General features: G+C 42.4%; 24 protein-coding genes. 21 read left to right on the top strand and 3 right to left on the bottom strand.

The annotated features are described in order from the left end of the window. Positions 1-40: 40 nt before the first annotated feature. Complete coding sequence (locus RYK12_RS00120; RefSeq protein ID WP_314846340.1) at positions 41-1,003, bottom strand: asparaginase; 963 nt, start codon at positions 1,001-1,003, stop codon at positions 41-43. A 65-nt stretch (positions 1,004-1,068) separates the two neighbouring features. Between RYK12_RS00120 and RYK12_RS00125 the strand changes: the two genes are divergently transcribed. Continuing rightward, positions 1,069-2,460: a Cof-type HAD-IIB family hydrolase gene (locus tag RYK12_RS00125; RefSeq protein WP_269789350.1), complete on the top strand. Its 1,392-nt coding sequence runs from the start codon at positions 1,069-1,071 to the stop codon at positions 2,458-2,460. A gap of 216 nt (positions 2,461-2,676) precedes the next feature. On the opposite strand, the gene RYK12_RS00130 is transcribed toward RYK12_RS00125, so the two are convergent. After that, a complete protein-coding gene (locus tag RYK12_RS00130; RefSeq protein ID WP_000079152.1) occupies positions 2,677-3,129 on the bottom strand; it encodes a universal stress protein in 453 nt (150 codons plus the stop codon). Between the two features lie 161 nt (positions 3,130-3,290). On the opposite strand from RYK12_RS00130, the gene RYK12_RS00135 reads away from it, so the two are divergent. From RYK12_RS00135 to RYK12_RS00150, 4 genes are all read left to right on the top strand, one after another. Then, the gene (locus RYK12_RS00135) at positions 3,291-3,593 is read left to right on the top strand and encodes a hypothetical protein (protein ID WP_269789349.1); all 303 of its coding nucleotides are present in this window, start codon (positions 3,291-3,293) and stop codon (positions 3,591-3,593) included. A 155-nt stretch (positions 3,594-3,748) separates the two neighbouring features. Next, positions 3,749-4,963, top strand: coding sequence for a pyridoxal phosphate-dependent aminotransferase (locus RYK12_RS00140; RefSeq protein WP_269789348.1), 1,215 nt, complete (start codon positions 3,749-3,751; stop codon positions 4,961-4,963). Between the two features lie 144 nt (positions 4,964-5,107). Further along, entirely contained in the window at positions 5,108-5,242 is a 135-nt protein-coding gene (rpmH, locus tag RYK12_RS00145) for a 50S ribosomal protein L34 (RefSeq protein WP_000831905.1), read from the top strand. A gap of 136 nt (positions 5,243-5,378) precedes the next feature. Continuing rightward, the gene (locus RYK12_RS00150; RefSeq protein ID WP_314846343.1) at positions 5,379-7,343 is read left to right on the top strand and encodes a peptide ABC transporter substrate-binding protein; all 1,965 of its coding nucleotides are present in this window, start codon (positions 5,379-5,381) and stop codon (positions 7,341-7,343) included. Positions 7,344-7,585: 242 nt separating this feature from the next. Here RYK12_RS00150 and RYK12_RS00155 read toward each other — a convergent pair whose 3' ends face one another. Further along, positions 7,586-9,430 (bottom strand): APC family permease, encoded by a 1,845-nt coding sequence (locus tag RYK12_RS00155; protein WP_314846344.1) that lies wholly within the window; start codon positions 9,428-9,430, stop codon positions 7,586-7,588. A gap of 158 nt (positions 9,431-9,588) precedes the next feature. Here RYK12_RS00155 and RYK12_RS00160 point away from each other — a divergent pair, with 158 nt between their 5' ends. The 16 genes from RYK12_RS00160 to pflA all read left to right on the top strand — a co-directional run bounded on the left by RYK12_RS00160 (position 9,589) and on the right by pflA (position 24,235). Further along, entirely contained in the window at positions 9,589-10,362 is a 774-nt protein-coding gene (locus RYK12_RS00160) for a TatD family hydrolase (RefSeq protein WP_314846345.1), read from the top strand. Beyond that, positions 10,362-10,922, top strand: a complete 561-nt coding sequence (rnmV, locus tag RYK12_RS00165; RefSeq protein WP_314846346.1) for a ribonuclease M5 — start codon at positions 10,362-10,364, stop codon at positions 10,920-10,922. The genes RYK12_RS00160 and rnmV overlap by 1 nt, the downstream gene beginning before the upstream one ends. 71 nt (positions 10,923-10,993) lie before the next feature. Then, entirely contained in the window at positions 10,994-11,905 is a 912-nt protein-coding gene (locus tag RYK12_RS00170) for an XRE family transcriptional regulator (protein WP_000904842.1), read from the top strand. Positions 11,906-12,353: 448 nt separating this feature from the next. Further along, positions 12,354-12,650 (top strand): lactococcin 972 family bacteriocin, encoded by a 297-nt coding sequence (locus RYK12_RS00175; RefSeq protein ID WP_000815396.1) that lies wholly within the window; start codon positions 12,354-12,356, stop codon positions 12,648-12,650. 76 nt (positions 12,651-12,726) lie between these two features. Then, positions 12,727-14,757: a bacteriocin-associated integral membrane family protein gene (locus tag RYK12_RS00180; protein ID WP_314846347.1), complete on the top strand. Its 2,031-nt coding sequence runs from the start codon at positions 12,727-12,729 to the stop codon at positions 14,755-14,757. A 1-nt stretch (position 14,758) separates the two neighbouring features. Then, positions 14,759-15,400: an ABC transporter ATP-binding protein gene (locus RYK12_RS00185; protein ID WP_261067683.1), complete on the top strand. Its 642-nt coding sequence runs from the start codon at positions 14,759-14,761 to the stop codon at positions 15,398-15,400. Then, positions 15,393-15,701, top strand: coding sequence for a hypothetical protein (locus RYK12_RS00190; RefSeq protein WP_000333264.1), 309 nt, complete (start codon positions 15,393-15,395; stop codon positions 15,699-15,701). The genes RYK12_RS00185 and RYK12_RS00190 overlap by 8 nt, the downstream gene beginning before the upstream one ends. Before the next feature lie 130 nt (positions 15,702-15,831). Then, on the top strand, positions 15,832-16,704 hold the full coding sequence (gene rsmA / locus RYK12_RS00195) for a 16S rRNA (adenine(1518)-N(6)/adenine(1519)-N(6))-dimethyltransferase RsmA (RefSeq protein ID WP_314846348.1): 873 nt from the start codon (positions 15,832-15,834) through the stop codon (positions 16,702-16,704). A gap of 1 nt (position 16,705) precedes the next feature. Beyond that, the gene (rsgA, locus tag RYK12_RS00200) at positions 16,706-17,584 is read left to right on the top strand and encodes a ribosome small subunit-dependent GTPase A (RefSeq protein WP_314846349.1); all 879 of its coding nucleotides are present in this window, start codon (positions 16,706-16,708) and stop codon (positions 17,582-17,584) included. A gap of 10 nt (positions 17,585-17,594) precedes the next feature. Then, positions 17,595-18,251, top strand: a complete 657-nt coding sequence (gene rpe, locus RYK12_RS00205; RefSeq protein WP_314846350.1) for a ribulose-phosphate 3-epimerase — start codon at positions 17,595-17,597, stop codon at positions 18,249-18,251. Further along, positions 18,214-18,876, top strand: coding sequence for a thiamine diphosphokinase (locus RYK12_RS00210; RefSeq protein ID WP_314846351.1), 663 nt, complete (start codon positions 18,214-18,216; stop codon positions 18,874-18,876). Before rpe ends, RYK12_RS00210 begins: the two co-directional genes overlap by 38 nt. Before the next feature lies 1 nt (position 18,877). Beyond that, positions 18,878-20,134: a DNA recombination protein RmuC gene (rmuC, locus tag RYK12_RS00215; protein WP_261221775.1), complete on the top strand. Its 1,257-nt coding sequence runs from the start codon at positions 18,878-18,880 to the stop codon at positions 20,132-20,134. Further along, the gene (locus tag RYK12_RS00220) at positions 20,124-21,065 is read left to right on the top strand and encodes a 3'-5' exoribonuclease YhaM family protein (protein ID WP_261221773.1); all 942 of its coding nucleotides are present in this window, start codon (positions 20,124-20,126) and stop codon (positions 21,063-21,065) included. The genes rmuC and RYK12_RS00220 overlap by 11 nt, the downstream gene beginning before the upstream one ends. 105 nt (positions 21,066-21,170) lie before the next feature. Continuing rightward, on the top strand, positions 21,171-21,998 hold the full coding sequence (gene purR / locus RYK12_RS00225; protein ID WP_025169881.1) for a pur operon repressor: 828 nt from the start codon (positions 21,171-21,173) through the stop codon (positions 21,996-21,998). A gap of 66 nt (positions 21,999-22,064) precedes the next feature. Beyond that, positions 22,065-23,315: a diaminopimelate decarboxylase gene (locus RYK12_RS00230; protein WP_314846353.1), complete on the top strand. Its 1,251-nt coding sequence runs from the start codon at positions 22,065-22,067 to the stop codon at positions 23,313-23,315. A 125-nt stretch (positions 23,316-23,440) separates the two neighbouring features. Beyond that, a complete protein-coding gene (pflA, locus tag RYK12_RS00235) occupies positions 23,441-24,235 on the top strand; it encodes a pyruvate formate-lyase-activating protein (RefSeq protein ID WP_033683045.1) in 795 nt (264 codons plus the stop codon). Positions 24,236-24,331: the final 96 nt, after the last annotated feature.

The following is a 24,331-nucleotide window of genomic DNA, read 5'->3' on the forward strand; positions in this document are numbered from 1 at the left end:
AATCGTGAAGATTTCCTGATTTTGCTTTCTAGAGAAGGGGTTAGCCTTCCATATAGTCTTTTAAGACTTGTCCTTTTAATCCAGCATTGAGGGCAATAAGGAGTTTCAAGCGGGCTTTTTGGGCGTTGAGTTCTTTAACAAAGAAGACACCAGATTTTTGCAACTGCACGCCCCCACCTTGGTAGGCATAAACAGGTTCTGCAATACCGTTAAAACATCGTGAAACCAGGGCGACTGGGATTCCTTTTTGCAGAAGGCTTTCTAATTTTTGAGCAGTTTCTTTGGGAATATTACCAGCTCCGAAGGCTTGGATAATCAAACCGTCCAATTGTTCTAAATCCAGCATATCAATCAGCTCATCTGTCATACCAGCATAAGCAGAGATGATAGGGACTAATCCTTGTATGTGATTAAGGTCAAAGCGAACACGAGGTTCAGCTGTTTTAAAGTAGAGGATTTCGTGTTTCATAATCAGACCAAGTGGGCCGTGAGTAGGAGTCTGGAAGGTGCTGACGTTGGTGGTATGCGTTTTGGTAACATACTTGGCAGCATGGATTTCATCGTTCATAACGACCAAAACTCCTTTGTCAGCAGCCCTGTCATCGCTAGCCACTCGCAAAGCACTTAGGTAATTATAAACTCCGTCACTACCGAGTTCATTGGAGCTGCGCATGGCCCCTGTTAGAACGATGGGCATGTGGGGAACTTCCATGGTATCAAGGAAGTAAGCTGTTTCTTCCAAAGTGTCGGTCCCGTGTGTGATCACCACCCCATCGTAGTTAGCAGCTTCCTCTTTGATTTTTTGGTAGAGAGCTAGCATATGCTTGGGCTTGATATGGGGGCTTGGCAGGTTAAAAAAGTCTAGGGAGTGGACTTGGATTCCTTCGAGAGGATTGGACACATGGTTCATGGGATTATCCGAACTAGTCACAACAGCACCAGAGGCATCGGCTTGCATGGAAATAGTCCCACCAGTATGTAAAACAAGGATTTTCTTAGGCATGATTTACTCACTCTTTCTGAAATGTGGTATAATCATTGTATCACAAAAGGGGAGATTGGGATAGGATGGAAGTCAAAGCTGTTTTTTTTGATATCGATGGAACCTTGGTTAACGATCGCAAGAGTGTTTTGAAATCCACTAAGGACGCGATTAAGATTGTCAAAGAACAAGGGGTGCTGGTTGGCGTAGCAACGGGGCGAGGACCTTTTTTTGTTAAGGAATTGATGGATGATTTGGATCTGGACTTTGCGGTAACCTACAATGGCCAGTATATCTTTACCAAAGACAGAGTCTTGTTCACGAGCCCGATTTCCAAGTTACATTTGCGCCAGCTAATTAGCTATGCTAAAAAAGAGGGCAAGGAGATTGCTCTAGGGACCAAGGATGCCATGCTGGGGTCTAAAATCATGTCTTTTGGTCTGGGTTCTTTTTCCCAACGAATCAGTCGCTTCGTTCCCTCAGTTTTAACTCGGACAGTGAGTCATTCCTTTAATCGTATGGTCAGCAAGGTTGTTCCCCAAAAGGAAGAAGACCTGCTTCATCTGATGAATCAACCTATCTACCAAGTCTTGATGCTGATGACGCCAGAAGAATCTGAGAAGGCGGCAGCTGATTTTGAAGACTTGAAATTGACACGTAGCAATCCTTTTGCAGCGGATGTCATCAATCAAGGAAACTCTAAATTGGAAGGCATACGCCGAGTCGGGAAAGAATATGGCTTTGACCTCAACCAAGTCATGGCTTTTGGCGACTCAGATAATGACCTTGAAATGCTGGCTGGTGTCGGTATGTCGGTCGCTATGGGAAATGGTAGTAGCAGTGTTAAGGAAGTTGCTAAGCACATTACCACTAGCAATCAGCAAGACGGAATCCACAAGGCCCTGGAACATTTTGGTGTTCTGGCCTCAGAAAAAGTCTTTGTCAGCCGTGACTATCACTTCAATAAGGTCAAGACCTTCCACCACATGATGGATGAACGAACTCAAGAAGAACCTCGAGCTTGGGATTTAGAAGGTGCAACCCACAGGGCTAGCTTTAAAATAGAAGAATTGGTGGAATTTATTCGAGCTGCCAGCCCTTCTGAAGAGGACTTTGGCCAAGCTCTATCGCAACTTCATCAGGCCCTTGATAAGGCAGCAGATAAGGTATCCAAGAAGACACCTGCACAGCAAGATTTGGTAGGGCAGGTGGATGCCTTGATTGATACGCTTTACTTCACCTACGGTAGTTTTGTCTTGATGGGGGTGGACCCAGAACGTATTTTTGATATTGTCCATCAGGCCAATATGGGGAAAATTTTCCCAGATGGCAAGGCTCATTTTGATCCAGTGACCCACAAAATCTTAAAGCCAGATGATTGGGAAGAAAAATATGCTCCAGAGCCTGCTATTAAAAAGGAACTGCAGCGCCAGCTCAAGGCTTATGAACGCCATAAAGAGAGAAATAATACTCAATGAAAGACTAGGAAACTAGCCGCAGGCTGCTCAAAGCACTGCTTTGAGGTTGTAGATGAAACTGACGAAGTCAGCTCAAAACACTGTTTTGAGGTTGCAGATAGAACTGACGAAGTCAGTAACATATATACTGCAAGGCGACATTGACGTGGTTTGAAGAGATTTTCGAAGAGTATAAATAGTAAACAAAAAGGAGCGCTGAGCTCCTTTTCTTCGTGATTATAAGGTTTTTTCTTGTTCTCTCACAACCAGCAAATCGACCTTAGCATGGCGGAGGATGTATTCAGATGAAGAACCGACCAAGAGGCGTTCAAAGGCGTTGAGACCAGTTGCGCCAACGAGGATGAGATCCACTTCCTCAGCATCAGGAATAGTACGTGCCAAGAGAGTCTTTGGATTTCCCATTTCAATAACGATATGAACATCTGTCACACCAGCATCTTTCGCACGTTTTTCGTATTCTTTCATCAGACTTTCAGCGTCGACTTGGAGTTCTTCGTAAACTTCAGCATCAAAGGTGGATACGCTTTGGAGAGCGCGTGTGTCAATGACATGAGCGATGGTGAGTTTAGCGTCGTTTCGTAGAGCAGAATGAACTCCCTTGACAAAAGCCAAGTCCGCTTCCTTAGAACCATCGATTGCGACCATAATATTTTGGTAACGTTGTGCCATAATGAAACCTCCTGAAATTTTCTTACTATAATTGTAAACCTTTTCACTATAGAAGTAAAGCAAAAAAAGTATTTTTCAAAAGAATGTTAGCGCTTAAAATCTATATAAATATATGATAAAATAAAAGAAAGGATAGCAGGATAGAAGTGAAGGGAGGGAGAATGATGAAAAACTCTTTTCAAGAAGCAAAAAAATCAGGTTTCCTTTATTATGGAATTATCCTAGTGTCTGTTTTGGTAGAAGTGATCATGATCTGGCAATTAGAGAAGCTAATTCCGCTTCTCTATCCGGGTTTTATTGGCTTTTTAGTCTTTCACCTACTCTACCATCTGCTATTATTCCTAGTTGCAAAAAGAAGTGGTCGCTGGGATTACTTGATGATATGGGGGCTTTTCCTCATGTTCAATCTTCTCTATGACTCCTTTCTAGGCCTGCTTTTTCTAGGTTTATCTTTTGGTATGTGATGTTTTTTGGCAAAACACCTGCTATCACCACTGTCTAAGCCTCGCTTTTAGCGAGGCTTTTCTTCTATCCGAATCTAGTAATACATTTCAGTAAACTTGTCGCATTCTCTTTCTAGTGGTATAATGTTACTATCCTGATGAATTGAGGAAACAAGATGAAAGAATATAACAAGTCTAGTAAGTTAGAACATGTTGCTTATGATATCCGTGGTCCTGTTTTGGAAGAAGCCATGCGGATGCGAGCAAACGGAGAAAAGATTTTACGCCTGAATACAGGAAATCCAGCAGAATTTGGCTTTACAGCGCCAGACGAGGTCATTCATGACTTGATTATGAATGCGCGTGATAGTGAAGGCTATTCTGATTCTAAAGGGATTTTCTCCGCCCGTAAGGCCATCATGCAGTATTGCCAGCTGAAGAAATTCCCAAACGTGGATATTGATGATATCTACCTTGGAAATGGTGTCAGTGAGCTGATTGTTATGTCCATGCAGGGGCTTTTGGATAATGGAGACGAGGTTTTGGTGCCTATGCCAGACTATCCTCTCTGGACAGCTGCTGTCAGCCTAGCTGGGGGAAATGCCGTTCACTACATCTGTGATGAAGCTGCAGAATGGTACCCAGATATTGACGATATCAAGTCAAAAATCACTTCTAATACCAAGGCAATCGTCCTTATCAATCCAAACAACCCAACTGGAGCCCTTTATCCTAAGGAACTCTTGTTGGAGATTATTGAGATTGCCCGTCAAAATGATTTGATTATCTTTGCGGATGAAATTTACGACCGCATGGTAATGGATGGACATGTGCATACGCCTGTGGCTAGTTTGGCACCAGATGTCTTCTGTGTCAGCATGAACGGTCTGTCAAAATCGCACCGTATTGCTGGTTTCCGTGTGGGTTGGATGGTCTTGTCTGGACCTAAGACACATGTTAAAGGCTATATCGAAGGGCTCAATATGCTATCCAATATGCGTCTTTGCTCTAACGTTTTGGCCCAACAAGTCGTACAAACTTCCTTGGGTGGTCACCAATCAGTGGATGAATTACTCCTTCCTGGTGGACGAATTTTTGAACAAAGAAATTTCATCTACAATGCTATTCAAGATATTCCAGGTTTGTCTGCCGTTAAACCCAAGGCTGGACTCTATATCTTCCCTAAAATCGACCGCAATATGTACCGCATCGATGATGATGAGCAGTTTGTTCTTGATTTCTTGAAGCAGGAAAAGGTTCTCTTGGTTCATGGTCGAGGCTTTAACTGGCAGGAACCAGACCATTTCCGTATCGTTTACCTTCCTCGTGTTGATGAACTAGTCCAAATCCAAGAAAAGATGACTCGTTTCTTGAAACAGTATCGTAGATAGGGCTTACATTCGAAAAAGCTGGAAACATTTGCCTAGAGCTATTGACAAAAGTAAAAGAATCAGATAGAATAGTAAAGTATGTTTAGTAACTGATCACTTTATAGCCGGCTAAACGAATACAAAATCTATGAGGAGGTATTCATCGTGAAACGTACTTATCAACCAAGTAAACTTCGTCGTGCGCGCAAACACGGATTCCGTAACCGTATGTCAACTAAAAACGGTCGTCGCGTATTGGCAGCTCGTCGTCGTAAAGGACGCAAAGTTTTGGCTGCATAATCCAAACGAACTATATCAAAAATCAGTAGGAACTCGAGTCTACTGATTTTTATTTTTGTAAAAAAGTACAAAAATCTTTATATTTTTGCTTGAATAGTGTATAATATTTCACATACTGTAAAATTGGAGAATAATCATGAAGAAATCAAAAGTGATGCTGTTTGGAGCTATGGCTTTGACAGCAGGTCTAGCTCTAGCAGCGTGTGGATCATCTCAATCAAGTAATGCTGACAAGACTTACTCTTATATCTTTGTCAACAATCCAGATACCTTGGATTATATTACCTCTACTCGAGACTCTACATCTAGTATCACAACCAACTTGATTGATGGGTTGTTGGAAAATGACCAGTATGGTAATCTCATCCCATCTATGGCTGAGTCATGGACAGTGTCAAAAGATGGTTTGACCTACACTTATAAAATCCGTCAGGGGGCTAAATGGTACACTTCTGAAGGAGAAGAGTATGCAGATGTAACGGCTCATGACTTTGTGACTGGTCTCAAGTATGCGGCTGATAAAAAGGCTGAAAACTTGTACTTGGTACAAGACTCTATCAAGGGTCTAGCAGACTATGTTGAAGGGAAATCATCTGATTTTGGAACTGTTGGTGTTAAGGCAGTGGATGATTACACGCTACAATACACTCTCAACCAACCTGAGACTTATTGGAACTCTAAAACAACAGCAAGTATCCTTAATCCTGTAAATGAAGCCTTCTTGAAGTCTAAGGGAGATGACTTTGGAAGTGTAACACCATCAAGTATCTTGTCAAATGGTCCTTACTTGTTTAAGTCTTTCACCTCAAAATCTTTGATTGAATTTGACAAAAACCCTAATTACTGGGATAAGGACAATGTTAAAATCGAGAAAGTGAAACTCTCTTTCTTTGACGGTTCTGACCAAGACAGCATTGCTAGAGGTTTCTTGGATGGTAACTATACAGATGGTCGTATTTTCCCAACTAGCTCAGTCTTTGCTGAACTCAAGAAGGGAAATGAGGACAAGATTACCTATACACCGCAAAACTCAGTTACTTTCTACTATCTTTTCAACGTCAATCGCCAAAGCTACAAGCAGACTATGAAGCAGTCTGACAAGGAAAAGACAGATTCACGCGCAGCTATGCAAAATAAAGATTTCCGTCAGGCTATCAACTTTGCCTTTGACCGTCATGCTTATGCAGCACAGACAAATGGTGAAGATGGAGCAGACCGTATCTTGCGTAACACGGTTACACCAAGTAACTTTGTCCAAGTTGGTGATAAGAACTTTGGTGATATTGTTAATAAAAAAATTGTCAACTACGGTAAAGATTGGGAAAACATTAACCTAAACGATGGGAAGCAAGCCTTCTTGAACCCTGACAAGGCCAAAGAGAAGTTTGCTAAGGCTAAAGAAAGCCTGCAAGCACAGGGAGTAACCTTCCCAATTCATTTGGATATGCCAGTTGACCAGACTGCTAAATTAGATGTGCAACAGGCTGGATCTTTCAAACAAACAGTGGAAGAAACTCTAGGTAAGGAGAATGTAGTCATCGATGTTATCCAACTTTCTCCGGATGAAAAAGATCAGGCGACCTACTTTGCAGATACAGCAGAACAAAAAGACTATGACATCGACATCTCAGGATGGGGTGGAGATTACTCAGATCCTAAGACTTACCTAGCGATCCTTGATCCAGAGACAGGTTCTCAGTTGAAAAACATGGGCTTGTCTGAAGGAAAAGACAAGGAAGTGAAGGACAAGATTGGTCTTGCTGACTACAAGAAACTCTTGGATCAGGCTGATGCGGAAATCACAGATACTCAAGCACGCTATGAAAAATATGCTGAAGCCCAAGCTTGGTTGACAGATAGCGCCTTGTTCCTACCAGTTCAAAGTGGTGGAGCCAACCCAATCTTCCGTAAGACTATACCGTTTACAGGACCATTCTCATTCGTTGGACACAAAGGAGATGCAGACAACTATAAATATGTTGAACTGCAAAAAGAGCCAGTAACTGCTAAACAGTACCAAGAACTCTATGAAAAATGGCTAAAAGAAAAAGCTGAGTCAAATAAAAAAGCTCAGGAAGATTTAGCTAACCATATTCAATAGTATTCCTAGTCATGCTTTTCAGTTAATACTCTTCGAAAATCTCTTCAAACCACGTCAGCTTCGCCTTGCCGTGCGTATGGTTACTGACTTCGTCAGTTCTATCCACAACCTCAAAGATGTACTTTGAGCAGCCTACGGCTAGCTTCCTAGTTTGCTCTTTGATTTTCATTGAGTATAAGCATAGTGACTGGACTCAGAAAAAGGCCTTGCCAGAGCTTCTTGCTTCTGGTAGGGCCTTCTTTTTATTCTTTTAAGTGATAGGAATAGCTAGCGACAACGACGTCCTGGTGCCAACGGAGAGCGTATTTGAGTTTGAGGCTCATCTGATTGTGCAGGATATTTTGCCAAGGCTTATTAGGGATAAACTGGGGAACGAGGACAGTGACTGTATAGTTCTTTTTCTGGGCATCCTCAGAGATTCGTTTGACATATTTGACAGTAGGCGTAATGATGTCACGGTAGCTGGTCTTGATGTTTTTCAGAGTAATGGTTGGGAAGTAATCGGTAAATTCTTGGAGAATTTCTTGGTCTTTTTCTGCTGTTTCCTTAGTAGAAATGTGCATAGCTAGGACTTCATCTCCGATACTTTGAGCGTAGTTAATGGCTCCAACGCTGACTCGGGTGACATTTCCTACGAGGACGAGGACAAGATTGCCATCGTAGGTACGTTTTTCGATTCCTTCATAGAGTCGCAGTTGTTGGGCCACTTTTTGGTAATGACTGTGAATGGCCAAGAAGAGTAGGGTGAGTACGAGAATGATCGGGAAGAAAGGCCAGATATCACTGAGACGGAAAAAGAGCAGGATTAGTACAATCGCGTAGCAAATGATGGCCCCAAGGATATTAGCAAGAGCAGGTTTTAAGAAGTTTGCCCCTTTTTCTTTTTTCCAATGGCGAATCATCCCAGTCTGAGAAAGGGCAAAGGGAACGAAGACACCGATAGTATAGAGAGGAATCAAACGTTCGGTATTACCATTAAAAATGAGAAGAAGAATCATAGCCCCAAATGCCAGAGTTAAAATTCCATTAGAGTAGCCTAGGCGGTCTCCTTTTTCCATAAAGAGATGGGGCATGTATTTGTTTTTAGCCATATTGTAAGCCAGCATAGGGAAGGCTGAAAAGCCAGTATTTGCAGCTACGGCCAAAATCAAGGCTGTGGAGAATTGGAAGGTATAATAGCCAAGGTGACCTAAGAAAGAATCGCCAAGGATGCCTTGAGCCATCTGTGAGAGGATGGTTTCTCCGTGTTGCGGCATAATCCCCATCCAGTAGTTTAGGAAGGTAATACCAGCAAAAAGAAATCCTAGAATCAGTGACATGATGGTCAAGGTTTGAGCGGCATTCTTTTCTTTTGGAGCCTTGAAAAAGGGAACGGCATTTGAAATAGCTTCAACCCCTGTCAGAGAGGCAGAGCCGCTGGTAAAGGCTCTTAGAATGAGAACGATAGACAGGCTCGGAACAGCATGCCCAATAGGTGAAGTTGCCTGATAGCTGAGAGAACCTGTCATTAGTTGAAAAATTCCATAGAGCAAGAGAAAGACAGTACTGATGATAAAGAGATAGACAGGAATCATCAGTGAGCTGGCAGATTCTTTTAAGCCCCGTAAGTTCAAAAGCATGAGCAAGCAAACCAGAAAAATGGAAATGTGGAGGTTGTAAGGGTGGAGAGCAGGGAGAGCTGCTGTGATAGCATCAGCTCCAGAAGCAACAGATACTGCTACGGTCAGCATGTAGTCAACCAGCAGACTACCTCCAGCGATCAAGCCAAGTTGGGGAGATAGATTTTCTCGAGTAACCATATAGGCCCCTCCACCTTGAGGGTAGGCGTGGATGATTTGACGGTAGGAAACGGTCAGACTAGCCAGAAGCAGGAGAACAAAGAGGCCGATGGGAAGGCTCCACCATATAGCAAGAGGAGAGAGGCTAGCCAAGACGAGGACTACTTGCTCAGGTCCATAGGCGATGGAGGACAGAGCGTCGCTTGACAACATGGCCAGTGCCTGCATTTTTCCCAGCAACCCTCCCTCGCCTTCTGTTAAGGACTTAAGAGGCCGACCGATAAAGGTCTGTTTTAATTTTGTAAACATAGTTGTTTCCTTTGTTGAAAAAATTCAATAAGTGTTATTATACTGCTTTGGAAAAAGAGCGTCAAGAGATGATAATGGGTTTTAGAATATTTTTTACAGATGAGGAGAGAGGTCAGTTTTTTTGCTATAATAGTAGATAGAAAACGAGGTTAGAAGAGATGATTTTTGATACACATACACACTTGAATGTAGAAGAATTTGCAGGTCGTGAGGCAGAAGAAATTGCCTTGGCTGCTGAGATGGGTGTGACACAGATGAATATTGTTGGTTTTGATGAACCGACGATTGAGCGTGCTTTGGAGTTGGTAGAAGAGTATGACCAACTCTACGCAACTATTGGTTGGCATCCTACAGAAGCTGGAACCTACACAGAGGAGATTGAAGCCTACTTGCTTGACAAGCTCAAGCATCCAAAGATTGTTGCCTTGGGTGAGATTGGCTTGGACTACCATTGGATGACAGCGTCCAAAGAAGTGCAGGAGCAGGTTTTTCGCCGTCAGATTCAGTTATCTAAGGACTTGGATTTGCCTTTTGTGGTCCATACCCGTGATGCGCTGGAAGATACCTATGAGATTATCAAGAGTGAGGGAGTTGGTCCTCGTGGTGGCATCATGCATTCTTTCTCAGGAACTCTTGAATGGGCAGAGAAGTTTGTCGCGCTTGGTATGACTATTTCCTTCTCAGGAGTGGTGACTTTTAAGAAGGCAACTGATATCCAAGAGGCGGCTAGAGAACTTCCTTTGGACAAGATTTTGGTGGAGACGGATGCACCCTACTTAGCTCCTGTTCCTAAGCGGGGTCGTGAAAACAAAACAGCCTATACTCGCTATGTAGTAGATTTTATCGCGGATTTGCGTGGTATGACGACAGAAGAGCTAGCGGCGGCAACGACTGCAAATGCAGAGCGCATTTTTGGATTGGATAGCAAGTGATGAAAGAAAAAATTTCCCAAGTCATCGTGGTTGAAGGTCGCGATGATACGGCCAATCTTAAACGTTACTTCGATGTAGAGACCTATGAGACACGAGGTTCTGCCATCAATGAAAAGGATCTAGAGCGGATTCAGCGCCTGCACCAACGTCATGGAATCATTGTCTTTACAGACCCAGATTTTAATGGGGAGCGGATTCGGCGCATGATTATGACGGCCATTCCAACAGTTCAGCATGCCTTCCTCAAACGAGATGAAGCTGTTCCCAAGTCTAAGACCAAGGGGCGTTCTCTGGGGATTGAGCATGCTAGCTATGAGGATTTGAAAACAGCGCTGGCTCAGGTGACAGAGCAATTTGAAAACGAGAATGAGTTTGACATTAATCGTAGTGACTTGATTCGTTTTGGTTTTCTAGCAGGAGGAGATAGCCGTAAGCGACGAGAATATTTAGGAGAAGCTCTCCGAATTGGCTATTCCAACGGCAAGCAACTCCTCAAACGCCTAGAGTTGTTTGGGATCACCTTGGCAGAAGTGGAAGAAGCTATGAAATCTTATGAGTAGGGAAGATGTAGCCGTTACAATTTTTTAAGTTTCACAGTATTTTTCGAAGCAGGTAGAAGAGGAGACGTCTGATGTTAATTGGTCAAAAAATTAAAGAGATTCGGATAGAAAAAGGAATTAGTCGTCCAGATTTTTGTGGAGATGAGCAAGAACTGACAGTTCGTCAACTGTCGCGAATTGAAAGTGGAGCTTCGCAACCGAGTTTGCCCAAGTTAGACTATATTGCTCGCCGGCTAGGAGTTCCCGCTTATAGCCTTATGCCGGATTTTTCAGCTCTTCCTCCTGCTTATTTAGAATTGAAATACCAAATTTTACGTGAACCAATCTATGGTAAAGAAGAGGAGTATGATAAGAAGGAAGCGTGTTTGGAAGAGATAGAGGATTTATTTTATGAGCAACTTCCTAATGAGGAAAAAATATGGTTTGAAGCTACTAGAGCAACGATAGATGTTATTCGAAGCGGACGACCAGAATATGGGGAAACCGTACTGGACGATTATTTTAAAACAATTTATGATAAGGAATTGTTTTTGATAAATGAATTAGAAGTTATCAACTTATATTTTGCTATAGTGCTTACAAAGATAAAACAAGGTCAAAATCAGATTGAAGAAATTAACAGAATTCATTCGTTTTTAGTTCGTTTGACAAATCATGTAGAATTAATTGCACCAGAATATCTGTTTGCTTTAAGTAACACTTTGTTTTCGGGTCTAGCCTGTTTGGATAATCTGTCGTCTTATGATTCACTCGGAGCTTATATCTTTAGCCTTAATCATATAATGGAAAAAACACAAGATTTTCAGAAGAAACCAATTATATTAATGTTGGAGTGGAAATTATCTCTAATAATAAACAATGATTATGTTTCTGCCGAACAGTTCTATCAGAAATCGAAGCTATTTGCTGATATAATAGAAAATTCTTATTTAGTTACTATGTTGGAGAAACAATGGCAAGAAGATTTAAAAAAATATTTATAAACATAGTGAATCAGTGACAAAAATGTCCTTGTTCTAGTATTGAAATGGTTCTAAAGTTCGTCTTTAGGACTGTTTTTTTTATATATAAGCTAAAAATGACACGAAATGGTTCTATTTTAAGGACATTGATGTCCTTTGAGTTTATTTAAGAATAATTTATAATTAATAAAAATGTGAAAGGAGATTACAGTATGAACTTTTTTAGTTTATTTTATTTAGTTACTTGGTGGTTTAAATAAAATTTAGTTATGTCTACTTAGTCTCAAAAAATTTATTCATAACATATAATAAATACAACTTGATAGACTAAATTAGAAAAATAAGGAGAGGATACCATGAGGTGTTGCTTTGAAAAGGTCTATGATCCATGACTTAGTTTTACTTGAATAGAAAATGGACAATATATAATAAATATTTATGATAAAATAAAAAATAGAGGAGTATCAATATGAAACAAACAGTTAAAAAATTAGCCCTTGTAGCGAGCATTGCAGCAACATTAGGTGGAAGTGTAGCAGTAGTATCGGCCGCGGTTAAGTATCCAGATGGTGGTGTCTGGACGTATGGTTCAGGTGACGGAGGTGCTTACTCAAACTACTATCACTCTTCAGAATATCATAGCTCAACAGTTGTTAGTAGAAAAACTGGTTCATCTGATAAGGGATATGCTGGTGCTGGAGGGACTTCTCGTGCATGGATTCGTACTTCTTGGGGAGAGAAAGTTGCATTCTACTATAATGTTTAGAATGGTATAGCCCTATTGTTTAGCTTTACTTGGTCATCTTCTCACTAAGTGACCAAGTAACTTTTTGGAGGAAATGATGAAACGTTTATTTATTTTGATTTCAATGGTATTGGTATCGCTTTATATGGTGATAACTTCCGTTGACCATCGAGAAGAGATTTTATTTGGTAACTATCCTTCTGTTGATGTGACAGGAATGGTGATAAATCAACCAGTAGCTAGTCGCGAAGAGGTGACAGAGGCTTTGAGTAACTTGGCAGTAGAGCATAATAGTCTCATCGCCCGTCGGATTGTTGAGCCAAATGAAGCTGGAGAAACACGCTTTACCTATGCCACTTATGGTGAGGGAGAGCTTCCAGAAGGTCTGACCATTTCCTCCAAGGAGAGTGCAGAAACGAGTGATTTATTAGGGTCTTATTTGATTGTGTCAGGAAGTTTGGATGGAGTGAGCTTACAGACCACCTTGAAAGAACTTGGCTATCAAGGCTTTGTTTCGAATGGAGAAGATCCATTTTCGATAGTCTTACTATTGGCGGCTACCTCAATGGGACTACTGAGTCTAGCTATTTTTCTGCTGACCTTTATGAGTCTGACCCTGATTTATCGGATCAAGTCCCTTCGTCAGGCAGGGATTCGCTTAATAGCTGGTGAGAGCTTGTTTGGGGTGGCTCTCAGACCAGTGTTAGAAGATGTGAGACAGCTTATCTGCTCAGTGCTGGTATCCAGTCTTTTGGGATTGGGAATTCTCTGGTATCAAGGTGCCTTGTTTATGGCGACGGTGCAACTGGTCATCATTGCTCTTCTACTTTATGGATTGACCTTGGCCGGGATTTCTACCTTACTAAGTGTCGTCTATCTACTTGGTTTACAGGAAAATAGTCTGGTGGATCTATTGAAAGGGAAACTCCCTCTCAAACGTATGATGACATTGATGATGGTGGGGCAACTCTTGGCCGTGCTGGTGGTCGGCTCGAGTGCGACTGCTCTCCTACCCCACTACCGTGAAATGCAAGAAATGGAGAGAGCTAGCGATAAATGGAGTCAGTCCTCAGATCGTTACCGTCTATCCTTTGGTTGGTCTAGTGCATTTGCCGATAAAGAAGGAATGCGTAAGGATAATCGTGAGTGGCAGACATTTACTGAAGAACGGTTAGCCAATACAGACTCTTTTTATATTATGAGCAATGTTGACAATTTCTCAGATGGAGCAGAAGTGGACCTAGATGGCAATCGTCTCAATGACTACACACCAGCAGGGAATGCCATCTATGTCTCACCACGGTATCTAACAGAAGAGAAGGTTGCCGTATCTCCTGAGTTCATGGAGAAGATGCAAAACTTGTCTGAGGGAGAGTTTGGGCTGATCTTGCCTGAGAGCTTGCGAGAGCAGTCTGCCTATTATCAAGGATTATTTACAGATTACCTGCAAAACTTTTCATCTGAAAGTGTAGAAGTGACGAGTCAGAAACACTACCTCCCACAGGTAACGCTAGCTTTTACAGAAACAGGACAGGAACGCTTCCTCTATAACGATGGGTACAAGACGACACGCCAGTACCTAAAAGATCCGATTATTGTAGTTTTAACGCCGCAAGCGACTGGAACAAGACCTGTTGCAGGGATGTTATGGGGAACTACGGCTAATAGTGCCTTGAAACTAGATCGATATGGAGATAGTATCACAGCTCTAAAAGAGCAAGGTCTGTATCACAAGGTCTCTTATTTGGTAAAAAGCCAGCTGTTTTTTGCCAAGGTACTAAATGACAAACGGATGGAGTTCTACTCTCTCCTTATTGGGACTATTTTGACCCTGTCTACGGCTATCTTGTTATTTGATTCCATGAATCTTCTCTATTTTGAGCAGTTTAGACGGGAGATCATGATTAAACGTCTTTCTGGTATGACAATCTATGAGCTTCATGGCAAGTACTTACTGGCGCAAGGAGGAGTTCTCTTACTTGGGCTAATCCTATCTAGTGTTTTGACAGGAGATAGCTTGATTAGCGCTCTAGTTGTAGCTTTATTTACTCTTAACGCCCTCTTGATTTTAGTAAGGCAGGATAAAAAGGAAGAAGCTGGTAGCATGGCAGTATTGAAAGGAAAATAAGATGATTGATATTCAAGAATTGGAAAAGAAGTTTAATGACCGCGCGATTTTCTCTGGTTTAAATCTCAAGTTGGAGAAGGGCAAGGTTTATGCCTTAATCGGAAAGAGTGGAAGCGGAAAGACGACTTTGCTTAATATCTTAGGAAAGCTAGAAAAGATAGATGGTGGAAGGGTTCTCTATCAGGGGAAAGATTTAAAAACCATTCCCACTCGTGAGTATTTTCGAGACCAGATGGGCTATCTCTTTCAAAATTTTGGACTCTTAGAAAACCAATCAATCAAAGAGAATTTGGATTTGGGCTTTGTTGGTCAAAAAATTTCAAAAGTAGAACGTTTGGAAAGGCAAGTGGAGGCTTTAGAAAAGGTTAATCTAGGGTATTTGGATCTAGAACAAAAAATTTATACTTTATCTGGGGGAGAGGCTCAACGAGTTGCCCTTGCGAAGACTATTTTGAAAAATCCACCCTTGATTTTGGCAGATGAACCAACAGCAGCTCTTGATCCTGAAAATTCAGAGGAGGTTATGAATCTCTTGGTGGGCTTGAAAGATGAAAATCGAATTATCATCATTGCGACTCATAATCCCCTAATCTGGAATAAGGCAGATGAAATCATTGATATGAGGGAGCTTGCTCATGTGTGAAAAAATCCGTATTCGCAGGGTATCTGATTATCCTAGTGCCAGAGGTGGTTTAGAAGATATTCTCATCATGGAAAATATGACCAATCATCTCCTTTTGGTTCAAATCCGAGTGAATGGCTATTTGCTTGATTTTGCTAGTATTGAAGGTCAAAGGCAAAAGCATTATCGTTTGAAAAATTTACCTCAAACGGTTGAACTGACAGTGGATGATGTGGAGGAGGATGTAGATTTGACCCTACCCGAAAATCGAAGTTATCAAGAAGCTGATTTTTTCGAACGTATGTTTCGAGAGAACCGATAAGTCCACCTTTAAAGATTTCCAAGACTATCTTTCTTCATGAGGAAAGATAGTTTTTTGGTATGATTTTCACCCCCAAAATACAAGGGGAATGTGTTACAATAGTAGTAACAGATAATAGAAAAGAGAATAGATGAGAATTGCAGATTATAGCGTGACCAAGGCAGTGCTGGAGCGTCACGGTTTTACCTTTAAAAAGTCCTTTGGGCAAAATTTCTTGACGGATACCAATATCCTACAAAAAATCGTGGATACGGCTGAGATTGATGACCAGGTCAATGTCATCGAAATCGGGCCAGGGATTGGTGCCTTGACGGAGTTTTTGGCTGAGCGTGCAGCTCAAGTCATGGCATTTGAAATCGACCACCGTTTGGTACCGATTTTGGCAGATACCTTGCGTGATTTTGACAATGTGACCGTAGTCAACGAGGACATTCTCAAAGTCGATTTGGCCCAACATATCCAGAATTTCAAAAATCCTGACCTGCCAATCAAGGTAGTGGCTAATTTGCCTTACTACATCACGACGCCTATTCTCATGCACTTAATCGAGAGTGGGATTCCTTTTAGTGAGTTTGTTGTTATGATGCAAAAAGAGGTAGCTGACCGCATTTCAGCCCAGCCGAATACCAAGGCTTATGGTAGTTTGTCGATTGCGGTGCAGTACTACATGACAGTCAAGGTTGCCTTCATCGTACCTCGTACGGTCTTTGTGCCAGCACCAAACGTGGACTCTGCTATTTTGAAAATGGTGCGCCGTCCAGAACCAGCTGTAGCAGTTGAAGACGAGAACTTTTTCTTTAAGGTTTCCAAGGCTAGTTTTACCCATCGCCGCAAGACCTTGTGGAATAACTTGACAGGTTACTTTGGTAAGACTGAGGAAGTTAAGGACAAGCTGACCAAGGCTTTGGACCAAGCAGGCTTGTCACCAAGTGTGCGTGGAGAAGCACTCAGCTTGACAGAATTTGCCAGTCTAGCAGACGCGCTTAAAGGGCAAGGACTCTAAGATGCAGGGACAAATTATTAAGGCCTTGGCCGGCTTCTACTATGTAGAGAGTGAGGGCCAGGTTTATCAGACACGCGCGCGTGGGAATTTCCGTAAAAAAGGCCATACTCCCTACGTCGGGGATTGGGTAGATTTCTCTGCGGAGGAAAATTCAGAAGGCTATATTCTCAAAATTCACGAACGCAAAAATAGCCTAGTCCGTCCACCTATTGTTAATATTGATCAAGCTGTAGTAATCATGTCCGTCAAGGAACCTGATTTTAACAGCAATTTGCTGGATCGTTTCTTGGTTCTATTGGAGCACAAGGACATCCATCCCATCGTTTATATTTCTAAAATGGATTTGTTGGAAGATAGGGAAGAACTGGATTTTTATGAACAGACTTATGGTGATATCGGCTACGACTTTGTGACCAGTAAAGAAGAACTCTTGCCCTTGTTAACAGGCAAGGTTACAGTCTTTATGGGGCAGACAGGTGTTGGGAAGTCAACTCTTCTCAATAAAATCGCACCAGATCTCAATCTTGAAACAGGAGAAATCTCAGACAGTCTGGGTCGTGGGCGCCATACCACTCGAGCTGTTAGTTTTTACAACCTCAATGGGGGCAAAATCGCAGATACACCAGGTTTTTCATCCTTGGACTATGAAGTATCAACGGCGGAAGACCTCAATCAGGCCTTTCCAGAGATTGCTAGTGTCAGCCGAAACTGCAAATTCCGTACTTGTACCCATACCCATGAGCCGTCCTGTGCAGTGAAGCCGGCAGTAGAAGAGGGTGCTATTGCCACCTTCCGTTTTGACAACTACCTGAAATTCCTCAGTGAGATTGAAAATCGCAGAGAAACTTATAAAAAAGTCAGCAAAAAAATTCCAAAATAAGGAGAAACCTATGTCTCAATACAAGATTGCTCCGTCAATTCTGGCAGCAGATTATGCCAACTTTGAACGTGAAATCAAACGTCTAGAAGCAACTGGTGCAGAATATGCCCATATCGATATCATGGATGGTCACTTTGTACCGCAGATCAGTTTTGGTGCAGGTGTGGTCGAAGCTCTTCGTCCTCATAGTAAGATGGTCTTTGACTGCCACTTGATGGTAGCTAATCCAGAGCATCATTTAGAAGACTTTGCGCGTGCAGGTGCCGATATCATCAGCATCCATGCGGAAGCAACGCCTCATATTCATGGCGCCCTTCAAAAAATTCGTTCACTCGGAGTTAAGCCTTCAGTCGTTATCAATCCTGGCACACCAGTTGAAGCCATCAAGCACGTCCTTCATCTAGTTGAGCAAGTTTTAGTCATGACGGTTAATCCAGGTTTTGGTGGGCAAGCCTTTCTACCAGAGACCATGTATAAAGTCCGTGAGTTGGTTGCTCTTCGTGATGAAAAAGGCTTGAACTTTGAAATCGAAGTGGATGGCGGGATTGATGACCAAACTATTGCTCTAGCCAAAGAAGCTGGTGCGACCGTTTTTGTAGCAGGTTCCTATGTCTTTAAGGGAGATGTCAATGAGCGAGTACAAACTCTCAGAAAACAACTGGACTAGGGTTGCCGTTTTTGCAGGAGGAGACCGCGGTCATTATCGGACGGACTTTGATAGTTTTGTCGGTGTGGATCGAGGCTCGCTCTGGGTCTTGGAAGAAGATTTGCCTCTTGCTCTAGCAGTCGGAGATTTTGATTCTGTGACTGCAGAAGAACGACAGGTGATTCAAAAAAGTGCCCAGCATTTTGTCCAAGCCCGACCAGAAAAGGATGATACTGATCTGGAATTGGCTCTCTTGACTATTTTTGAGAAAAATCCTCAGGCTGAGGTTACTATTTTCGGTGCTTTGGGTGGCCGTATTGACCATATGCTGGCCAATGTTTTTCTGCCTAGCAATCCCAAGTTGGCTCCCTATATGCGTCAGATAGCGATTGAGGATGGGCAAAACTTGATTGCCTATTGTCCAGAAGGAACCAGTCAGCTAGAACCTCGTTCAGACTACGACTATCTTGCCTTTATGCCGGTTCGGGATAGCCAGCTGACCATTCTTGGTGCCAAGTATGAGTTGACAGAGGAAAATTTTTTCTTTAAAAAAGTGTACGCTTCTAACGAATATATAGATAGGGAAGTTTCGGTGACTTGCCCAGATGGCTATGTAGTCGTGTTGCATAGCAAGGACAGGAGGTAGGATGGAAAGTTTACTTGTTCTATTATTGATTGCCAACCTAGCTGGACTCTTTCTGATTTGGCAAAGGCAGGATAAGCAGGAAAAACATCTCAGCAAGAGCTTGGAGGATCAGGCAGATCACTTGTCAGACCAGTTGGATTACCGCTTTGAACAAGCCAGACAAGCCAGTCAGTTAGATCAAAAAGATTTGGAAGTGGCTGTCAGTGACCGTTTGCAAGAAGTGCGAATGGAATTGCACCAAGGTCTGACTCAAGTTCGTCAAGAAATGACAGATAATCTCCTCCAAACCAGAGATAAGACCGACCAACGTCTCCAAGCCTTGCAGGAATCAAATGAGCAACGTTTGGAACAAATGCGCCAGACAGTCGAGGAAAAGTTGGAAAAGACCTTGCAGACGCGCTTACAAGCTTCCTTTGAGACAGTTTCCAAACAACTGGAGTCAGTCAATCGTGGTCTTGGCGAAATGCAGACAGTTGCCCGTGATGTCGGAGCTCTTAACAAGGTTCTCTCTGGAACCAAGACGCGAGGGATTCTGGGAGAATTGCAACTGGGGCAAATCATCGAAGATATCATGACACCTGCCCAGTACGAACGAGAATATGCAACGGTTGAAAACTCTAGTGAACGAGTGGAGTATGCCATCAAGTTGCCTGGACAGGGTGACCTGGAATATGTCTACTTACCGATTGACTCCAAGTTTCCACTGGCAGATTATTACCGTCTAGAAGAAGCCTATGAAGCTGGTGACAAGGACGAGATCGAACGCTGTCGCAAGTCACTCCTAGCCAGCGTCAAACGCTTTGCCAAGGATATCAAGAGCAAGTACATAGCACCGCCTCGGACTACCAATTTTGGAGTTTTGTTTGTTCCGACAGAAGGTCTCTACTCAGAAATCGTCCGAAATCCGGTCTTCTTTGATGACTTGAGACGGGAGGAGCAGATTATTGTCGCAGGTCCAAGTACCCTATCAGCTTTGCTCAACTCCCTATCGGTTGGCTTCAAGACTCTCAATATCCAAAAGAGTGCCGACCATATCAGTAAGACTCTTGCTAGTGTTAAGACCGAGTTTGGCAAGTTTGGTGGCATTCTGGTTAAGGCACAAAAACATCTCCAACATGCCTCTGGCAATATTGATGAACTATTAAACCGTCGCACTACAGCTATCGAGCGGACGCTCCGTCACATTGAGTTGTCAGAAGGTGAGCCTGCGCTTGATTTACTCCATTTCCAAGAAAATGAGGAAGAATATGAAGATTAGTCACATGAAAAAAGATGAGCTGTTTGAAGGCTTTTACCTAATCAAGTCAGTTGACCTGAGGCAAACTCGAGCTGGGAAAAACTACCTAGCCTTTACCTTCCAAGATGATAGTGGCGAGATTGAAGGGAAACTCTGGGATGCTCAACCTCATAACGTTGAGGCCTTTACCGCAGGTAAGGTTGTCCACATGAAAGGACGCCGAGAAGTTTATAACAACACCCCTCAAGTCAATCAAATTACCCTTCGCCTGCCTCAACCTGGTGAACCCAATGACCCAGCTGATTTCAAGGTCAAGTCACCAGTTGATGTCAAGGAAATCCGTGACTATATGTCGCAAATGATTTTTAAAATTGAAAATCCTGTTTGGCAACGGATTGTCCGAAAGCTCTACACCAAGTATGATAAGGAATTTTACTCCTATCCAGCTGCCAAGACTAATCACCATGCCTTTGAAACGGGTTTGGCTTATCATACGGCGACCATGGTGCGTTTGGCAGATGCTATTAGCGAAGTCTATCCTCAGCTCAATAAGAGCCTGCTCTATGCGGGGATTATGCTGCATGACTTGGCTAAGGTCATTGAGTTGACGGGACCAGACCAGACCGAGTACACAGTGCGAGGTAATCTTCTTGGACATATCGCTCTCATTGATAGTGAAATTACCAAGACAGTGATGGAACTCGGCATCGATGATACCAAGGAAGAAGTCGTTCTGCTTCGTCACGTCATCCTTAGTCACCATGGCTTGCTTGAGTATGGAAGTCCAGTCCGTCCACGCATTATGGAAGCAGAGATTATCCATATGATTGATAATCTGGATGCCAGCATGATGATGATGTCAACTGCTCTTGCTTTGGTGGATAAGGGAGAGATGACCAATAAAATTTTCGCTATGGACAATCGTTCCTTCTATAAACCAGATTTAGATTAATAATTTAAGAAAAATGAGCATTTTTTAGGATAAGAATGTTCGTTTTTTTATGTGAATATGGTATAATAGATAAAATATCAAAATTAAATGAAGTAGGAAATAGAAATGAAATTAAGAAGAAGTGATCGGATGGTTGTCATTTCCAACTATTTGATTAATAATCCTTATAAACTAACTAGTCTCAATACTTTTGCTGAAAAGTATGAATCTGCTAAATCATCCATCTCAGAAGATATCGTCATTATCAAACGTGCCTTTGAGGAGATCGAAATCGGTCATATCCAAACAGTAACTGGTGCTGGCGGAGGTGTCATTTTTACACCATCAATCTCAAGTCATGATGCCAAGGAAATGGTCGAGGACTTGTGTGCCAAGTTGTCAGAAAGTGATCGTATCTTGCCAGGTGGCTATATCTACCTGTCTGATTTGCTCAGCACACCAGCTATTTTGAAAAATATTGGTCGCATTATTGCCAAGAGCTTTATGGACCAAAAAATTGATGCGGTTATGACAGTAGCGACTAAGGGTGTTCCACTTGCAAATGCAGTTGCCAATGTCCTCAATGTTCCTTTTGTTATTGTGCGCCGTGACCTGAAAATTACCGAAGGTTCAACTGTCAGCGTCAACTATGTATCCGGTTCAAGTGGTGACCGCATTGAGAAAATGTTCCTTTCAAAACGTAGTCTCAAGGCAGGCAGCCGTGTCTTGATTGTGGATGACTTCTTGAAAGGCGGAGGAACTGTCAACGGGATGATCAGTCTCTTGCGTGAGTTTGATTCAGAATTGGCAGGTGTAGCGGTCTTTGCGGATAATGCTCAAGAAGAACGCGAAAAGCAGTTTGACTACAAGTCACTCTTGAAGGTAACCAATATTGATGTCAAGAATCAAACCATCGATGTTGAGGTTGGCAATATCTTTGACGAAGATAAATAAGAGATAGAACTAAAGGTTGGAACGATTGTCCCAGCCTTTCTTTGCAAATAGAATAGAAGGAAACTTATGAAGACACCATTTATCAATAAAGAAGACTTAGAAGCGATTGTTGCCGAGTTCCCGACTCCTTTTCACTTGTATGATGAGAAGGGAATTCGTGAGAAGGCAAGAGCCGTCAACCAAGCCTTTTCGTGGAACAAGGGCTTTAAGGAATATTTTGCAGTTAAGGCTACTCCAACTCCAGCTATTTTGAAAATTCTCCAAGAGGAAGGTTGCGGTGTGGACTGCTCTAGTTATGTGGAGCTTTTGATGAGCCATAAACTGGATTTTCCAGGTTCTGAGATCATGTTCTCTTCAAACAACACGCCAGATAAGGAATATGCCTATGCGCGTGAATTGGGTGCTACCATTAACTTGGATGCCTTTGAAGATATTGAACATCTAGAGCGTGCAGCAGGCATTCCCGAAATTATCTCTTGTCGTTACAATCCTGGAGGCGTTTTTGAACTAGGAACAGACATTATGGACAATCCTGGAGAAGCCAAGTTTGGTATGACCAAGGACCAGCTCTTTGAAGCTTTTGCCATCTTGAAGGAAAAAGGAGCCAAGACTTTTGGGATTCACTCCTTCCTAGCGTCCAATACTGTGACCCATCTCTATTATCCAGAGTTGGCTCGTCAGCTTTTTGAATTGGCTGTTGAAATCAAGGAAAAGTTGGGCATTTCGCTAGACTTTATCAATCTTTCTGGCGGTATTGGTGTCAACTATCGTCCAGACCAGGAGCTAAATGATATTGCCTTGATTGGTGAGGGAGTTCGTAAGGTTTATGAAGAGGTTCTTACGCCAGTAGGTCTTGGTCAGGTCAAGATTTTTACCGAATTGGGTCGTTTTATGTTGGCACCTCACGGTGCTTTGGTCACAAGAGTTACCCATAAGAAGAAAACCTACCGTACCTATCTAGGTGTGGATGCATCAGCAGTCAACCTCATGCGTCCAGCTATGTACGGAGCTTACCATCATATTACTAACGTGACCCATCCAGATGGACCAGCTGAAGTGGTAGATGTGGTTGGTTCACTCTGTGAAAACAATGATAAATTTGCAGTGAATCGCGAACTGCCTCATACAGAAATCGGTGATTTGCTGGTAATTCATGATACAGGTGCCCACGGTTTTTCAATGGGCTACCAGTATAACGCTAAACTTCGTTCTGCGGAAATTCTTTATACTGAAGAAGGCAAAGCCCGTCAAATCCGCCGTGCAGAGCGCCCTGAGGACTACTTTGCAACCTTGTATGGTTTTGATTTTGAAGAATAAAATGATAATTAATTGAAAATGAAATTGAAAAACAGATTGCTTTCTAAAAAATAGGCAAAAATCTTGTTTTTCCTTCAAGTCATGATATAATAAAACTATAAAACGTTTTCAAGGAAGGTAACGATATGTCTGAAGAAACAATTGATTATGGACAAGTGACAGGAATGGTGCATTCGACAGAAAGCTTTGGGTCAGTAGATGGGCCTGGTATTCGCTTTATTGTCTTTTTGCAGGGCTGTCACATGCGTTGCCAGTATTGCCACAACCCGGACACTTGGGCTATGGAGTCCAATAAATCACGTGAACGGACGGTAGATGATGTCTTGGCAGAGGCCTTGCGTTACCGCGGTTTCTGGGGGAATAAGGGTGGGATTACAGTCAGTGGAGGAGAAGCCCTCTTGCAGATTGATTTCTTGATTGCCCTCTTCACTAAGGCTAAGGAACAAGGAATCCACTGTACTTTGGACACCTGTGCACTGCCTTTCCGTAATAAACCACGTTACCTTGAAAAGTTTGACAAACTCATGGCTGTCACTGACTTGGTCCTCTTGGATATCAAGGAAATCAACGAAGAACAGCACAAGATTGTTACTAGCCAAACCAATAAAAATATCTTGGCTTGTGCCCAGTATCTATCAGATATTGGAAAACCTGTCTGGATTCGCCACGTGCTAGTTCCAGGATTGACAGATAGAGATGATGACTTGATTGAACTTGGTAAGTTCGTCAAGACCCTCAAAAATGTTGATAAGTTTGAAATTCTGCCTTATCATACCATGGGTGAGTTCAAATGGCGTGAATTGGGAATTCCATATTCCCTCGAAGGGGTTAAACCACCAACAGCAGATCGCGTCAAGAACGCTAAAAAACTCATGGATACCGAAAGTTACCAAGACTATATGAAACGTGTACATGGATAAAAAAGAAGCCTGATGGAAACATCGGGCTTTTGTTACTCAATGAAAATCAAAGAGCAAACTAGGAAGCTAACCACAGGCTGCTCAAAACATGGTTTT

Source organism: uncultured Streptococcus sp. (assembly GCF_963518475.1).
In the GTDB taxonomy this organism is placed as follows: domain Bacteria; phylum Bacillota; class Bacilli; order Lactobacillales; family Streptococcaceae; genus Streptococcus.

Coding starts and splice junctions, on each gene's coding strand:
- RYK12_RS00220 (WP_261221773.1), top strand. CDS start 20,124: ATGAAGATTAGTCACATGAAAAAAGATGAGCTGTTTGAAGGCTTTTAC.
- RYK12_RS00140 (WP_269789348.1), top strand. CDS start 3,749: ATGAAAGAATATAACAAGTCTAGTAAGTTAGAACATGTTGCTTATGAT.
- rmuC (WP_261221775.1), top strand. CDS start 18,878: ATGGAAAGTTTACTTGTTCTATTATTGATTGCCAACCTAGCTGGACTC.
- rnmV (WP_314846346.1), top strand. CDS start 10,362: ATGAAAGAAAAAATTTCCCAAGTCATCGTGGTTGAAGGTCGCGATGAT.
- rsmA (WP_314846348.1), top strand. CDS start 15,832: ATGAGAATTGCAGATTATAGCGTGACCAAGGCAGTGCTGGAGCGTCAC.
- rsgA (WP_314846349.1), top strand. CDS start 16,706: ATGCAGGGACAAATTATTAAGGCCTTGGCCGGCTTCTACTATGTAGAG.
- RYK12_RS00170 (WP_000904842.1), top strand. CDS start 10,994: ATGTTAATTGGTCAAAAAATTAAAGAGATTCGGATAGAAAAAGGAATT.
- RYK12_RS00130 (WP_000079152.1), bottom strand. CDS start 3,129: ATGGCACAACGTTACCAAAATATTATGGTCGCAATCGATGGTTCTAAG.
- RYK12_RS00155 (WP_314846344.1), bottom strand. CDS start 9,430: ATGTTTACAAAATTAAAACAGACCTTTATCGGTCGGCCTCTTAAGTCC.
- RYK12_RS00160 (WP_314846345.1), top strand. CDS start 9,589: ATGATTTTTGATACACATACACACTTGAATGTAGAAGAATTTGCAGGT.
- rpe (WP_314846350.1), top strand. CDS start 17,595: ATGTCTCAATACAAGATTGCTCCGTCAATTCTGGCAGCAGATTATGCC.
- purR (WP_025169881.1), top strand. CDS start 21,171: ATGAAATTAAGAAGAAGTGATCGGATGGTTGTCATTTCCAACTATTTG.
- RYK12_RS00210 (WP_314846351.1), top strand. CDS start 18,214: ATGAGCGAGTACAAACTCTCAGAAAACAACTGGACTAGGGTTGCCGTT.
- pflA (WP_033683045.1), top strand. CDS start 23,441: ATGTCTGAAGAAACAATTGATTATGGACAAGTGACAGGAATGGTGCAT.
- RYK12_RS00135 (WP_269789349.1), top strand. CDS start 3,291: ATGATGAAAAACTCTTTTCAAGAAGCAAAAAAATCAGGTTTCCTTTAT.
- RYK12_RS00230 (WP_314846353.1), top strand. CDS start 22,065: ATGAAGACACCATTTATCAATAAAGAAGACTTAGAAGCGATTGTTGCC.
- RYK12_RS00125 (WP_269789350.1), top strand. CDS start 1,069: ATGGAAGTCAAAGCTGTTTTTTTTGATATCGATGGAACCTTGGTTAAC.
- RYK12_RS00190 (WP_000333264.1), top strand. CDS start 15,393: ATGTGTGAAAAAATCCGTATTCGCAGGGTATCTGATTATCCTAGTGCC.
- RYK12_RS00185 (WP_261067683.1), top strand. CDS start 14,759: ATGATTGATATTCAAGAATTGGAAAAGAAGTTTAATGACCGCGCGATT.
- RYK12_RS00180 (WP_314846347.1), top strand. CDS start 12,727: ATGAAACGTTTATTTATTTTGATTTCAATGGTATTGGTATCGCTTTAT.
- RYK12_RS00120 (WP_314846340.1), bottom strand. CDS start 1,003: ATGCCTAAGAAAATCCTTGTTTTACATACTGGTGGGACTATTTCCATG.
- RYK12_RS00150 (WP_314846343.1), top strand. CDS start 5,379: ATGAAGAAATCAAAAGTGATGCTGTTTGGAGCTATGGCTTTGACAGCA.
- RYK12_RS00175 (WP_000815396.1), top strand. CDS start 12,354: ATGAAACAAACAGTTAAAAAATTAGCCCTTGTAGCGAGCATTGCAGCA.